Source organism: Pyrobaculum calidifontis JCM 11548 (assembly GCF_000015805.1).
In the GTDB taxonomy this organism is placed as follows: Archaea; Thermoproteota; Thermoprotei; order Thermoproteales; family Thermoproteaceae; genus Pyrobaculum; species Pyrobaculum calidifontis.
This window is the reverse complement of the sequence record NC_009073.1, coordinates 485399-499038: the sequence shown is the minus strand read 5'-3', so window position 1 is coordinate 499038 and position 13640 is coordinate 485399. Positions and strand designations below refer to the sequence as shown.

The 13640-nt window shown below is 55.2% G+C and carries 16 protein-coding genes; 6 read left to right on the top strand and 10 right to left on the bottom strand.

Features of this window, described 5'->3' with window-relative positions; all coding sequences use genetic code 11:
- Positions 1 to 53: 53 nt before the first annotated feature.
- Both PCAL_RS11680 and PCAL_RS11675 read left to right on the top strand, forming a co-directional pair.
- Positions 54 to 467: a sulfite exporter TauE/SafE family protein gene (locus PCAL_RS11680; RefSeq protein ID WP_264317714.1), complete on the top strand. Its 414-nt coding sequence runs from the start codon at positions 54 to 56 to the stop codon at positions 465 to 467.
- Positions 464 to 760, top strand: a complete 297-nt coding sequence (locus PCAL_RS11675) for a TSUP family transporter (RefSeq protein ID WP_264317713.1) — start codon at positions 464 to 466, stop codon at positions 758 to 760. Before PCAL_RS11680 ends, PCAL_RS11675 begins: the two co-directional genes overlap by 4 nt.
- Positions 761 to 796: 36 nt before the next feature.
- Here the strand turns inward: PCAL_RS11675 and PCAL_RS02815 are convergent, their stop codons facing one another.
- From PCAL_RS02815 to PCAL_RS02780, 8 genes are read right to left on the bottom strand one after another with little or no spacing between them, the layout of a single operon-like run.
- The gene (locus tag PCAL_RS02815; protein ID WP_011849207.1) at positions 797 to 2032 is read right to left on the bottom strand and encodes a proton-conducting transporter transmembrane domain-containing protein; all 1236 of its coding nucleotides are present in this window, start codon (positions 2030 to 2032) and stop codon (positions 797 to 799) included.
- A complete protein-coding gene (locus PCAL_RS02810; protein ID WP_011849206.1) occupies positions 2029 to 3891 on the bottom strand; it encodes an NADH-quinone oxidoreductase subunit 5 family protein in 1863 nt (620 codons plus the stop codon). Before PCAL_RS02810 ends, PCAL_RS02815 begins: the two co-directional genes overlap by 4 nt.
- Positions 3882 to 5312 (bottom strand): complex I subunit 5 family protein, encoded by a 1431-nt coding sequence (locus PCAL_RS02805; protein WP_011849205.1) that lies wholly within the window; start codon positions 5310 to 5312, stop codon positions 3882 to 3884. Before PCAL_RS02805 ends, PCAL_RS02810 begins: the two co-directional genes overlap by 10 nt.
- The gene (locus tag PCAL_RS02800; protein WP_011849204.1) at positions 5309 to 5602 is read right to left on the bottom strand and encodes an NADH-quinone oxidoreductase subunit K; all 294 of its coding nucleotides are present in this window, start codon (positions 5600 to 5602) and stop codon (positions 5309 to 5311) included. Before PCAL_RS02800 ends, PCAL_RS02805 begins: the two co-directional genes overlap by 4 nt.
- A complete protein-coding gene (locus PCAL_RS02795) occupies positions 5599 to 6024 on the bottom strand; it encodes an NADH-ubiquinone oxidoreductase (RefSeq protein ID WP_011849203.1) in 426 nt (141 codons plus the stop codon). Before PCAL_RS02795 ends, PCAL_RS02800 begins: the two co-directional genes overlap by 4 nt.
- 30 nt (positions 6025 to 6054) lie before the next feature.
- Positions 6055 to 6522, bottom strand: a complete 468-nt coding sequence (nuoI, locus tag PCAL_RS02790) for an NADH-quinone oxidoreductase subunit NuoI (protein WP_011849202.1) — start codon at positions 6520 to 6522, stop codon at positions 6055 to 6057.
- The gene (nuoH, locus tag PCAL_RS02785; RefSeq protein ID WP_011849201.1) at positions 6519 to 7544 is read right to left on the bottom strand and encodes an NADH-quinone oxidoreductase subunit NuoH; all 1026 of its coding nucleotides are present in this window, start codon (positions 7542 to 7544) and stop codon (positions 6519 to 6521) included. The genes nuoI and nuoH overlap by 4 nt, the downstream gene beginning before the upstream one ends.
- 28 nt (positions 7545 to 7572) lie before the next feature.
- A complete protein-coding gene (locus PCAL_RS02780; protein WP_226951987.1) occupies positions 7573 to 8778 on the bottom strand; it encodes an NADH-quinone oxidoreductase subunit D in 1206 nt (401 codons plus the stop codon).
- Positions 8779 to 8807: 29 nt separating this feature from the next.
- Between PCAL_RS02780 and PCAL_RS02775 the strand changes: the two genes are divergently transcribed.
- The 4 genes from PCAL_RS02775 (at position 8808) to PCAL_RS02760 (ending at position 12461) form a co-directional block, all read left to right on the top strand.
- Positions 8808 to 9713, top strand: coding sequence for a glycosyltransferase family 2 protein (locus PCAL_RS02775; RefSeq protein WP_011849199.1), 906 nt, complete (start codon positions 8808 to 8810; stop codon positions 9711 to 9713).
- A 42-nt stretch (positions 9714 to 9755) separates the two neighbouring features.
- Positions 9756 to 10313 (top strand): GTP cyclohydrolase I, encoded by a 558-nt coding sequence (gene folE / locus PCAL_RS02770; RefSeq protein WP_193322848.1) that lies wholly within the window; start codon positions 9756 to 9758, stop codon positions 10311 to 10313.
- Positions 10310 to 11017, top strand: a complete 708-nt coding sequence (locus PCAL_RS02765; RefSeq protein WP_011849197.1) for an SDR family NAD(P)-dependent oxidoreductase — start codon at positions 10310 to 10312, stop codon at positions 11015 to 11017. The genes folE and PCAL_RS02765 overlap by 4 nt, the downstream gene beginning before the upstream one ends.
- Before the next feature lie 118 nt (positions 11018 to 11135).
- Entirely contained in the window at positions 11136 to 12461 is a 1326-nt protein-coding gene (locus tag PCAL_RS02760; protein ID WP_011849196.1) for an acetyl ornithine aminotransferase family protein, read from the top strand.
- Here the strand turns inward: PCAL_RS02760 and PCAL_RS02755 are convergent.
- Both PCAL_RS02755 and nucS read right to left on the bottom strand, forming a co-directional pair.
- Positions 12458 to 12676 (bottom strand): hypothetical protein, encoded by a 219-nt coding sequence (locus PCAL_RS02755; RefSeq protein ID WP_011849195.1) that lies wholly within the window; start codon positions 12674 to 12676, stop codon positions 12458 to 12460. The two genes, PCAL_RS02760 and PCAL_RS02755, sit on opposite strands and share 4 nt — an antisense overlap.
- Before the next feature lie 191 nt (positions 12677 to 12867).
- Positions 12868 to 13593, bottom strand: a complete 726-nt coding sequence (gene nucS, locus PCAL_RS02750; protein ID WP_011849194.1) for an endonuclease NucS — start codon at positions 13591 to 13593, stop codon at positions 12868 to 12870.
- Positions 13594 to 13640 lie beyond the last annotated feature (47 nt).

The following is a 13640-nucleotide window of genomic DNA, read 5'->3' as shown; positions in this document are numbered from 1 at the left end:
ATCTCTCCTATAAAACTTAATGTTAGGAAAAAGTATGCCCCATACTTTCCACTGTGCAGATAACCCTATCCGCAGTCTCGGGGCTTTTTGTGGGTTTTTCTCTAGGCCTAATAGGCGGGGGCGGGTCAATTCTCGCAGTACCACTGTTGCTGTATTTCGTGGGGCTTCAAGAGGTGCCAGACGCGGTTCACATAGCTGTCGGGTCCACCGCAATGGCCGTGGGATTAAACGCACTTATAAACTCCATATACCACCTAAGAAGGAGAAACCTCAGCGCTAGAGTGGGGACTCTCTTTGCTACATTCGGCGTCTTGGGGTCCACAGTCGGCGCCTACGTTGGCCACTTGACCTCTGGCACCGTCTTACTGGCCGCGTTCGCTGTGGCCATGGTGGCGATAGGGCTCTCAATGTTTTTACAAAGGAAAAGGAGGCAGAGACCAAGGCGTCTGCTCCACGTAGCTCTGTGAAAATAGAGCTTTTCGGCCTCTTGGTCGGATTTCTCAGCGGATTTTTTGGAATTGGAGGAGGCTTTCTCATAGTACCGACGTTGATATATGTGGCAGGTCTAGATACTAGGCTCGCAGTAGGCACCTCGTTGATCTCCGTGGCCGCCTTTGGGCTAGCCACCGGGCTGGAGTATATGTACTTTGGGAAAGTGGCGCCAGAAGTCGTGCTCTCCTATTTAGCAGGCGGCTATCTAGGGGCAGAATCGCCACCTCCATTGAGAGACGTCTGCTCCGCAAAATTTACGCCGTTGTAAATAACAGCCGTGGGAATTTATATATTTATAAGGGCGCTAGGCTAGTATATACACAATTAGTGGCATCAACAACCCTACGGCCACGGATGCCAGGGCGGTATACGCCGAGGTCACGTTGTCAGCTACGGGGCTTGGAGCCTCTGCCACCATCCTAATTGCTCTTAGGTAGTACGGGGTTGCGGTTGCGCTGTTTAACACGATCCACGACACTAGGAAAACAGAGAGCCACGTGGCGGGGTAGGAGAGGACTAGGAGGACTAGGAACAGCTTGGGCCAAAAGCCCAACAGCGGCGGTAGGCCCAAGAGCGAGAAGACGTTGGCCACGTTTAATACACTCCTTCTTGGGGGCAGAACGTCTGAGAGACTGGTGGGCAAGTACCCAAAGACTCCCGACTTAGCGATGCCGGAGGTTAGCGCTTCTAGTACAACGGTGAGGGCCGCCACGTCTGAGGCACGTACTGGGACTCCAAACAGCGAGGTGGGCCTGTCGCCGAGCCACCAGACTAGTGCAACAGCCGTCAATGCATACGACATGTGGGCCACGGAGGAGTACGCCATGACTCTGCCCAAGGTCTTCGCCGTCAAGCCGGCCACATTAGCCACAAGCATTGAGGCCAGCGCCACGATTAGAGCCACGGCACCTATGTGGCTGGGAACGCCGCCAAGCTGCCTAAATATTGCCAAAAGGACGTACAACGCAGTCAACTTGCTGAACGCGGTAAGCGCCGCCACGCCCCGGGGAGTGCCCAAGGCATACGCGTCCACCACCCACGCGTGGAAGGGGACAATGCCTAGTTCAAACAAGAAGCCCAGCACCAGTAGATAGGCCCCCTGCCACCACCCAGAGACGGCTATCACGTACCCGGCGACTATGAGGACTTTGCCTATGCCAGAGAACACTAGGTATTTAACGGCGCCCTCTACGTTCTCCCTGCGCCTATCCATGGCCAATAAGCCGTAGACGGCGGCTGTGACCAAAGCCAACGCGAGTAAGCCGTAGACAATGGACTGCCCAGCGTAGTACACATATGTTGCCAGGACCGCGGCTACTGCGGAGAAAGATAGGGCAACGCCGAAGGGACCCCAGCGCCAGTCCAGCGACAGCGACAGGGCCAGAACTGACAAGAGGACGCCCACGGGGAGCTTGTAGTAGACAGATAGCGCCATTAACACAATAGACGTCGCCAAGGAGATATACCGCCCATCTAGTCTCCACACCAGAGGCGCCGTAAGCGACAGTGCTATAACCAGGTAGAGGATTTCGACTATCATGCCACTACCAAGAGGAGGAGTGTTATCAATATCCCCACGATGGCGTACAAGAGGTATATGTTCAAAGCCCCAGCCACTAGCCGCCTAAGCCAGTTGGACACAGCGCCGAAGAGGCCCGGCAACACGTTGTGGTACAAGCCGTCGAACAGCCCCTTGTCGAATACCACAAATATAAACTTGGCAAACCACGTATACAGCCACGGAAATACGCCGTCGTATAAGATGGGCAAGTAGAATCTGCGATATGCAAATTCCCACAAAGGTCTCAAAGTCTCAGACTTAAACCCAGGAAGCGCTATGTACAACACAAAGCCAGTTAAAAAGCCGAGGAGCACGGCGACTAAGGCCTCCGTAAGTGGGAACTTAATAGAAACGGCGAAGTAGGTCCCGAGCACAATTGTGGCAAGGGCCAGCGCTGTGTAGGGTAGCCACATTAGAACTGGTGCCTCGTGCACTTCCTCTGGCTCTTTTCCGTGGAAGAACGTGAGACCAATGAGGCGTAGCCCATATATGGGCGTCAAGAACAAGAGGATGTACAACAAGGCCGCCAAAGCCTCAACCCCCAACACGTGGCCAGCCTCAAACACGTTCTCAAGCGCCAAGTCCTTTGTTATATAGCCCACAAAGGGCGGTATACCCACCAAGCTTAACATAGAGAGGACCATGGCCACTGCGGTGATCTTCATGTGGCGCCAGAGTTTTCCAACCTCCCCGAGAAACCTGGTGCCGGCCTCGTGTATAACTGCGCCAAACCCCATGAATAAAGACGCCTTAGAAACTGCGTGGCCAACGATGTGCAAAAAGGCGAAGAACAGTAGCGCGTTTAACAACTGTGTCTCATGCAGTCCTAAAACGCCGGCGGCCCCCGTGGCGGCGGCTATTATGCCGAGGTTGGCCGCAGTAGAGCCCGCGAGGACTAGCTTAAACTCCATAGAGGTTAACGCAATTATTGTGGCCAAGAGAGCCGTGGCGACACCTACCCACATCACTACCGTGAAATACAGCTCGGAGCCTTTGACCACCGCGAAGATGGGCGCAGTTACTATGAGCACATATACGCCGGCCTTGACCATGGTGGCGGCGTGGATCAGCGCGGACACGCTTGTGGGGCCTGTCATAGCCGTCAACAACCATTCGTGGAATGGGAATTGGGCGGACTTAGTGAACGGCCCTAGGGCGAAGAATAGTAGTGGCACAACGCCCAGTTGCTTAAGCGCATCTAGGGCAGGAGGAGACATGAGCCCGCTTAGAGATACTGTACCCGTGAGTACGTAGAATAGGGCTATGGCGACTAGGAAAAACGCGTCGCCGAATCTGACGGTTAATATGGCGCGGAGTCCCGCCTTGCTGGGCGTCCACCAGTAGGGGACTCCGGCGACTTTCTCCTCTTTTCCAACCCACTTGTCGTATTCGTCGCGGTACCAGTGGCCTATTAAGGCCCACGACGCTAGGCCGACCCCCTCCCAGCCCACAAGCAAGAACCAGAGATTACCGGCGTAGACTATTATGAGCATCGACGTGGCGAAAAAGCCGAAGAAGAACCAGTACCACCCCGGCCTGTAGTCCCCCTCCATGTATTTAACGGAGTAGAGCGATATTGCGGCTACAAGCCACGCCACTAAGAGGCCCATCGTCAAACTAGTCCAGTTAATCCACAGCTCGACTCTAGCGCCTATTGCCTTGATCCAGTCAAATCCATATACGCCGGGCGATACGGCGAAGTAGGCGTATGTGGCTAACAGCGCCGAGATAAAGGTCCCTAAGGTCACGGCCCAGGCCTTGAACTTCTCAGAAGTGCTAAATAGAGACACGATAGACATTATGAGCGGTGCGAAAATTGTGAAGAGAATTACCTCCATGGCCCCACCGCACCGACGGCCTTATATATGTTGTCTGCGATGGTGTTTGAGAAAGGCGGTATGAAGAGGAGCAGTGAGATGAAGGCCACGGCCACGATGGACGCCAACGCTATATCCACAGGTCCTCTGTCCTCTCTCTTGGGAGGGCCAAAGAATACCACGCGTATTGTGTTAAAGGCGTAGATTCCGGTCACAAGTAACACCAACGCATAGGGTATGTAGAAGGCGTAGTCGGTCTGGAAGTATTGGGCGTATCCTACGGTGAGCGTAATTTCTGAGATCATGCCTATGCTTAATATCCCAGCGAGGTTTAAGAAGCCCACTATGGCTGCGCCGGCCAGCTCAGGCCTCCAGCCGTAGAGGCCGCCCATTTTCTCCACGTCGCGAGTGCCCAAGTACATTATGAAGTAGCCGGCGGTCATGAAGAGCACCGCCTTGCCTAAGCCGTGGCTTAGGTAAAACAAGGCCGCCGCAGTGTACCCATATACGTTGGCCAAGGCCACCCCCAGCAGTAGGTAGCCCATTTGACTCACGGTGGAGTAGGCAAATAGCCTCTTGATGTCCCTCTGTAGAAAAGCCATTAGGCCCCCGTATATGGCGGTGGCCACCGCGTAGTAGACGAGCCACTGAGTCCACTCGCTGTTGGGCAGTACGTACATGGCCACGGAGGCTATTAAGTATCCACCGATCCCTACGAGGACTGGGCTCAGCAGCGCCGACAGAGGCGTAGGCGCCTCTGCGTGGACGTATGGAAGCCACATGTGGACGCCCAGAGTAGCCATCTTGATTAAAGACCCTATGAGTATGAGCACAAAGGCCAGGGCGTCGGGCCCAGTCCCTCTGCCGCCTATCAAAAGCGGCACATAGTAGACGCCTTTTAGGTAGAGCAGTAGGAACCCGGCCAGTACTAGAAACGCGCCTACGTGGGACCAGACCAAGTACATTACCGTAATTCTCACGCGGTCTCCGTACCCGTAGTACAAAATTTGGAACAGCGACGCGATCAAGGCCACCTCTATGAATACGTAGACCACGACTAAGTTGGCGGCGGCGAAGGCGCCCGCAAGCCCTCCCACAAAGAAGCCGTAGGTCAAGTAGAACACGGCGGAGTCTCTCCCCAGCTCGTGGCTTCTGTGCTCCATATAGGGCGGGGAGAAGAGGGCAACAAAGAGCCCCACAAGCGCCACTGTGAATATAAAAACGCCGTTAAACGGCATAATTCTAAATGCCAAAACGTCGAATCCTTGGAAGGTTCCCTCGCTAAGGTCAACTCCGCCAAAGACGACGTAGGCAGAAAGGGCGAGTAGAGGCAGTAAGGCTGCTGCCGAAATGTAGCCGGCCATGTAGGCTGACCTCTTGGCCGCGGCGTATGCGACAAAGGAAAGGATCATTGGAAATAGGACTGAGATTAGAATCATCATACCTCTCTCCCCTCTGAAAGCGCGGACAAGTCCGTGCTCTTGGTAAGGACGTAGCTTCTGTATATCAACGCCGCGAGAATAGTCGCCTCAGACACTGAAATGATCACGAGGAGTAAGACCCCGTAGAAGGCCAGTGCAGGGCTTGTTACAAGCGCTGGCGCCAGCATGGCGAAGGCGCCCACTGTGGCGAGCTCCAGCGATATCAATATGCGCACCAAGTGCCGCGTAGTCGCAATGCCGTAAACGCCGAGTAGTATTAACACGAAACCCACCACCAGCGCCGCGGTCATACCCTCCTAGCCACCTCTACGCCAGTTAACAAAGAGACTACAACAACCCCAAACAACAGCACCACCACAGTAGCCAAATCGGCAGGCAAGTAGGCCTGAGGCTTTGCCTGTGGCCCAAGCCACACCACGACGCTTAGCAACACGACTACCAACGTCACCAGAGTTGTGGCAAGGAAGTACTTCCCGCCCTGCCTCTGCACGCCGCCGTACATTGCGGCGGTCATTATCACAAGCAACATCACTGCGCCTATGTATATGACGAAGAGTAGAAATGCCGCGGCGAACTGCATGAGGTATGCGTAATATGCGCCGACGGCCCCCGCCGCAGCGGCCAGGCTAGAGGCCGAGTACACGTTGTCCCTAGAGTATACCGCAAGAATTCCGAAAAACAACGCCGCCGAGAGGAGTATTAAATCTATCATGATGGTATCGTAAGTGGCCGTTTTAAAGTATTATTTCGATTGAACTACTTTCTTAGGTACGCCGTTTATGTACTTAATCACAACTTTTACGGATTTATACGGCTCCTGTACCTTAGGCGGCTCTCTCTCCATGTCCGGCGTATATACCATCTCGCGGTAGTCGTACCAAGTCAGCTCTTTAATATCGGTGGGGTAGAGGGCGTCGGTGGGGCATATGTCTATGCAGAAGTGGCACATTATACAGCGGCCATAGTCAATGCCCGGGTAACGCTTGTTGTTTGGAGCTAGGTACATCTTTATCGCATTTGTGGGACAAATCCTTGCACATAGCATACACGACGTACATTTCTCAGTCCACAATCCGATCCACCCCCTCATTCTGCCGTAGTCGAGCTTCTCGTATGGGTAGTATATAGTTATACGCTCTGGCTTTACAAAATTCCTTGCGGCAACTCTAAGCGCGCCTACTGTTGCCTTTACTATAGAAGTCCCACTCATAGCCCCGCCAGCTTAAGCGCGGTTGACCAAAGCACTGCGGCTACGCCAAGGATCAAGAGGCCTCTCCACCCCAGCGCCAGCGTGTGATCTAGGCGCAACACTGGCATGGCGGCCCTCAGGAACGCGAAGAAGAGCATAAGGACCAGCGTCTTGAACATCACCCACGCCGCAAGCACCAAGTGTCCGAGGATGTCCTGGGGCCAGCTCCCCACGGCAAACCCTGGGAGATTCCACCCCCCGAGGAAGAGCAGAGAGGCGAGGAAGGAGTAGGAGAATGTCGCATAGTAGGTGCCGCCTGCGAAGGAGAGCACTAGAAATACGCCGCCGTAGTCGCTGTAAGGCCCAGTGGCCACGTCGCCTTCATAATCCGCGATTTCAAAGGGGAAGCGGGCGGTGGCCATGGCGGTAGCTACCAAGTAGACTAGAAAGGCAAATGGGTTAAGCACGGCGCCTACGAGGATGGACTGCTTTTCCACAATCTTCAGGGGGTCTAGAGTTCCGTAGAGTATGAACATTGCCAAGACGGAGAGCACTAGCGGCAACTCGTAGGCAGCCACGAGAAGCGCCTCGCGGGCGGCTCCTACGTATGCAAACTTGTTATTAACAGACCACCCAATTATTACAATGGCGATAGAGACTAGGAGGAGCACCACGAGCGAAAACACAAGGCCGTAGGGCAACAGGTTGGGGTCTTTAATAAGCCTAAGCTCCGGAGTCAGCGGCAGGAGGAGCGATGCGCCAAATGCAAGAGTGACAAACAGAGGCGGGCCCCACGTGAAAAGCAACTTATGCGCGCCCCTTGGCACAATGGGCTCGCTAATTATGAACTTAAAGGCGTCTGCCAAAAGCTGTAGATAGCCGCCAAGCCAGGGAGATACGTGGTAGGGCCCCACCCTCATCTGCACCCTGGCCGCTGCCTTTCTCTCAAACCACACCACTGTTAGTAGCACAATCCCAGAGACAGCTAGCATCAGTACAAAAAACCAGAGCCTAGCCGAGAAGAGGAGACCCCAGAGGTCCATAGTCCCTACAGATTCTTCATTATTAAATTTACCTGTCTTGCTCTGGGGGGAAGTAGCCGAAGGAGCCGTATATCGCGGGGAGGTCCATGAGCCGCGCACCTATGAAGGCCTTTATCATAGCTCTCAAGTTCTGCCATGACGGTGTGCTTATGCGGACGCGGTAGGGCTTCTCTGATCCGTCGCCGAGTACGTGGAAGTAGTAGCGCCCCCTCCCGCCTTCAGTGATGCCAGTGCCCTCGCCCTGCGGCAACATCATTGTAAACAGTGCCTGAAGGCGCACTAGCTCATTGACCTTTTCCCTCTGCTTTGGCGGTATCCTGTGCGCTACGGATTCGCCCACCAAAGGCCCGTCGCGGGGCGCCCTATCCAGCGCCTGTCTAATAATACGTGCGCTCTGCATAATTTCGCAGATCCTAACCATAGCTCTGGCCAGCGAGTCGCCGCCATCTTCGACGCAGACGTCCCACTCAAACTCGTCGTATATGCCGTACCTATATACCCTCCTGGCGTCCCAATCTATGCCTGACCCCCTGGCGCCGGGCCCTGTGGCCATGAGCCGCGCCGCATCTTCCTTGCTCAAGTAGCCGACGTCCTTAAGCCTGTAATAGCCGACGGGGTTCTTAATCACCACTCTGACAAACTCATCAATCTTTTTCTCAAGGTATTGGAGGAAGCCCCGCGTCTGTTCATAGAAGGCGTCGGGAGGCGCGGTCCTCACGCCGCCGGGCAGAACCCACGTGGGCGTCGTGCGCGAGCCCGAGACCATGGCCCACAGTTGCACCAACAGCTCGCGTAGGCCGTAGGCCCACATAAAGCCCGTGGATGACCCAATCATAATGGCGTGGAGGCCTAGGTCGTACAAGTGAGTCGAGATACGGCTCAGCTCCCCCATAATTACCCTCAGATACTGTGCCCTTGGAGACACATCGAGGCCGGCCAGCCGCTCGATGGCCATCGCATAAGCCCAAGTCACGTTAATGGCGTCTGGGAGAGAAAGCCGCTCGAAGAGGGGGATGTTTTGAATCCAATGACGAGTCTCGCCCAGCTTCTCCATAGTCCTGTGAACATAGCCCGGGTCTGGGGTCACGTTGACTACAATGTCTCCATCCACCTCAACTATAAACCGGGTGTGGCCAGAGGAGGGGTGTTGCGGCCCCCAAAAAATGTCGAGAACTCTGCGGCCGCCCTCCAGCCGCTCCTCCTTAAGGACAATTCCATACTCCTCCATCTTCATAGGTTTAAACATACGAGGTGTATTTATCTATGCTACCGGCCGCGCTCGCGATTTTCATATACGAGTTGGCGCACCTAGCCGCCGAGGTCAAGATGAGGAAGAAGAGGTGCGGCAGGTGTAGGGCAGTTGTGATTGTGCCCACAAAGAGGCCGCAGAGCCTCGCCGCGTTCTCAGGCCTTGTGGACTACGTGGTAGTGGACAGCGAAGATGAGGCAAGGCAGGCTGAGGCCCTCGGCTTTAGATACTTGGTGAACAAGTATGGGGGCAAGTCGGGCGCCTTGGCGACAGCTCTTGAGGAAGTGGAGGCCGACGCCTACGTCTTCGTTGATGATGACGCCGTGCCAGGCGTCTGGCTGGAGGAGCTTAAGGAGGCCGGCTGTTGCGGCTTCGCAACGGCGTATCGCTGGATTGTAGACGACTTGCTCCAAAACACTTTCTCGCTGGGAGGCCTCGACTGGATGGCGTGGCGCAGGACGCGGTTTCTATACGGCGGCGCCATGGCTGTGCCGAGGTGGGCGAAGCAGGCGGCGGTAAAGGCGCTTTTGAGTTGTCCAGTAGACGACATGGCCCTCACCGCCGTGGCGTCGGGGCGGATTGAGGTGCTCCCAGTGCTGGTGCCCATGAGGAGGGCCGGCGACGCTCTTGAGTTTATGCTGAGGCAAGCAACGGCGGCTAAGCTCGGCAACCCCCTGCTGTGGGCCGTGGAACTCCTCTACTACCTCGCGTGGACGGTAGCGGCTGTGTATATGCCAGCGCTCCTTGTTATACACGCCGCGAGGACGGCCCTCCGCTCGCGTAGAGCGCTGGGGAAGATCGATTGGAGGCAAGTAGCCCTGTCGCCAGTAGAGAGGCCGCTACAGGCGGCCATATTCATGGCGTCTGCGTTCGCGAAGTGCTTCCGCTGGCACGGCAGACGTGTATGCAAAAGGTGTTGAACCACATGGCAATAGTTTAAAAATATGAATCGACGCCTTTGCATGCTTCAGCAGAGGAAAAACGAGGCTGAGGACGCCGTTGCCGCCCTTCTTAGGCATTTGGGCGAGGACCTGAGGCGCCCGGGCGTGGCCAATACCCCCAAGCGCTTTGTAAAAGCCATGGAGGAGCTCACGAGGGGCCTTAGAGAGCCCCCTCCCGAGGTGGTCTTCTTCCCCCTAGAGTACGACGCAGAGCCGGGCCCCGTGGTGATAGAAAACATATCCGCAGTGTCAATATGTGAGCACCACCTCTTGCCCATACTCCTCAAGATATCGGTGGCCTACGTGCCCGGGGACGGCGTGCCCGGGTTGAGTAAGGTGATAAGGCTTGTGAAATGGGCCGCTGCTAGGCCAATAATGCAGGAGCGCTTCACCGAGTGGCTGGCGGACCTCCTAATGGAGAAGCTCAGAGCAAAGGCGGTCAAGGTAAAGGTCTGCGGCGTCCATATGTGTTCTCTCATAAGGGGGGTAAAAGACGAGCACCACAACATGGTGACTGAGGCAAAACGGGGCGACATAGAGGTGGCGCTCAAGTGCAAGCGGCCGCTCAACTGTAGATGAAGATACTCGTCACAGGCGCCAACGGAGGCATAGGCTCAGCCCTCGTACAGTTGGCCAAGTCGAGAGGCGACTACGTGGTTGGAGTGTCGAGGACACCCTCCACTGCTCATGTCACATACCAATGCGATGTGTTAGAGGTCTCTTGCCTAAGCCGCGCCGCGGCGGAGGTCGGCCAGCTAGACGGCATAGCGGCCCTCCATGGCCACGGCGATGCCGCGCTGTGGAATAAAGGCCTAGAGGAGCTGACGGCAGACGACTTCGTGGAGGTGTACAAAGTGGACGTGGCAGGCGCGTTCAACGTCGTCAAGGCGTTTAGAAAAAACCTAAAGCCCACCTCCTCCCTCGTCTTCGTCTCCTCAACGCCGGGCCTAGTGGGGGACGTGTACGGGCTTCCGTACGCCGCCGCAAAAGGCGCCATAGTGGCATTGGTGAAAAGCTTGGCGAAAATTCTAGCCCCCGTCAGAGTAAACGCTGTTGCCTTTGGCCCAATTGAGACGCGTTGGACTCAGTGGATCGCCGCAGAGGAGGTCGAAGAATTCAAAAGCCGCACGCTACTACGCCGCATGGGCACGCCCGCCGAGGCCGCAGAGGCCATCTACTGGCTGCTCAGCCCCGCGTCTTCATACGTCACGGGGCAGGTAATAGTCGTAGATGGGGGAGAGACCTTGGTAGGCCTATACAGGCCAACGCGGTCGCGGACGTAAATTGCTCAGTTGGCTCCTAAGTCGTCACGCGTCTGCAACCCAGCCCTCATCACGCTTCTCACGTTGTGTCTGTTTAAAAGCAGTTCAACTGTTATATAGTGTTTTGTAGTCTACATATATGCCCAAGTGGCACTGGCCAATTGACCCAGACGAGGTGCCTAGGATAGTGGTCGAGCCTCCGGGGCCTAAGGCGATGGAGATCGTGAGGCGAGACGAAGAACTGATAATGCAGTCCTTTGCCAGGTGGTATCCGCTTGTAATTAAGCGCGGCTATGGCCCCGTGGTGGAGGACGTCGATGGGAACTTGTACATAGACTTCAACGCGGGCATAGCGGTGACCAACGTGGGCCACGCGCATCCAAAGGTGGTCGAGGCCATAAAGAGGCAGGCGGAGCTTTTTACCCACTACTCTCTCACAGACTTCTACTACGAGGTTGCTGTTAAACTCGCCGAGAGGCTCGTCTCAATAGCCCCCATATCGGGGAAGAAGAAGGTGTTTTTCACAAACAGCGGCGCGGAGTCTATAGAGGGGGTGTTGAAGATAGCTAGGGGGTATTTCAAGGGCCAGCGGCCCTACGTCATAGCGTTTCTAGGCGCGTTCCACGGCCGCACCTACGGCGCAATGAGCTTAACAGCCTCCAAGCCGGTGCAACGGCGCCACTTCTCCCCGCTTGTGCCGGGCGTGATTCATGCGCCGTTCCCCCACCCAGTCCACTGCCCCTTCAAGGCCTCCACTCCGGAGGAGTGCGGCGAGTATGCCCTGGCCTTTCTAGAGGACTGGGTCTTCAAAAGGCTCGTTGACCCCTCCGAGGTGTCGCTGGTAATAGTGGAGCCTATCCAGGGGGAGGGAGGGTACGTGGTCCCGCCGAAGAACTTTATACAGGGGCTGAGAAAGCTCACGGCGGAGCACGGCATCTTATTCGCCGTGGATGAGGTACAGACTGGCTTTGGGAGAACTGGCCGGTGGTTCGCGGTGGAGCACTTCGGCGTGGAGCCGGACTTGATGGCCACGGCGAAGGCCATAGCAGCTGGACTTCCCCTTGGCGCAATAATAGGCCGCGCCGACGTCATGTCGTTGCCAAGGGGCTCCCACGCTAACACCTTCGGCGGCAACCCAGTCGCCGCGGCCGCCGCCTTGGCGACCCTAGAAGTGATAGAGGAAGAGGACTTGCTAAGACACGCGGAGTCCCTCGGCGAGGAACTAAAAAAGGTATTTAGAGAAGAGCTGGGGGAGGGCTACGACGTGAGGGGGCTAGGCCTAATGATTGGAGTAGAGATGTTGAAAAAGTCTGATTTAGAGGGGGTATTGACCAGGGCGTTTAAGCGCGGCGTCGCAGTTATAGGCGCCGGCTTCTCCACAATCCGAATAGCCCCGCCGCTCGTAATACCCCGCGAGATGGCTCTCAAGGCTGCGTCAATTATAATAGACGTGGTAAAAAGCTAGGCGAAGGCCAAAACGTGGACTTTTTTCTTGACCGCCTCGTCGTAGTACCACTCGACAATTTCATCTTCAGCAATCTCCATGGCATATTCAAACGCCTCTTCCCAATCCCCAGCCTCGTATACGATCTCCCACCCTTCGTCCAGTAGGCGCAAGTCTCTCTCCTTGCCTGTCACCAAGATCCTGTCCAAGCTCTTGTTTACCAGCACTCTATACACGGAAGTATACGTATACGTATTTAAAAAACAGCCAACAATTTTAACATATTACAAAAATAGAAGTATACGACCATCTTTCTTTTCCATATAAAGACATATTTACCAATAAGCAAAACTGCATTATATTAAATATAGTTTATAGTACAAATTAGGCAGGAAATCCGCGTCCCTGCCTCTATTTGCCTCCTATACTACAGCCTATTTTTATCTTTTGATGCCGTCAATTCTCTTGGATTAATCTTTACAAATTTCAAATTATACCTCTTTAAATATTCATATGCTGTAGAAGAAATGTCCCCAGCCACTAAAACCCCCCTCACGTCGTGCCCCCGGGCCTTATAAACCTCTACATACCTGGCCAGTTGAAACACTGCATCGTGAGTCGCCAAGTCCCTCTTAACTTCTATAACCACGTAGCGCCCCTCCCTGTCGCGGGCCAATATGTCTATGTGGCCAACCTCTGTGGGCACCTCTACGCCGACAATTTCTAGTCCCTCTTCTATGAGCCAGGGCGCCCTCACAAGGGCCTCCACCACGTCTTTCTCACTGCCGATAAGCTCAAGCTCGCTGGCCCCAACGTCGAAGACACCAACGAAGTCCACCTCTTCAAAGACCACTTTTACAGTCTCAAACGGGCGCTGTCTTACGCTTTTTACCACAAGCCGGCCGTTCTCCTCAAACGCGGCGGTGGAAGAGCCAGGGGGGTTCCATATCTTGGGCTGAGCCTTCTCAGCCTCGTGTACCAGCAGAGTCCCATCCCGCTTCACTACTAAAAGCCTCTTGCCCCGCTTAAGAGACGCAGCGGCCCTTCCCGCATAATTAACTTCACACAGTCCAACAACGACGACTATGCCCCTCCTCTTGCCCCAGTTAACGACTTGAGCCGCCTCCTTCGCAGACGGCCTCTCCAAGTACACGGTCTTAGAGACCTCCTCCTAAAAAGGTAAAGTTTAATAAGGGGTAA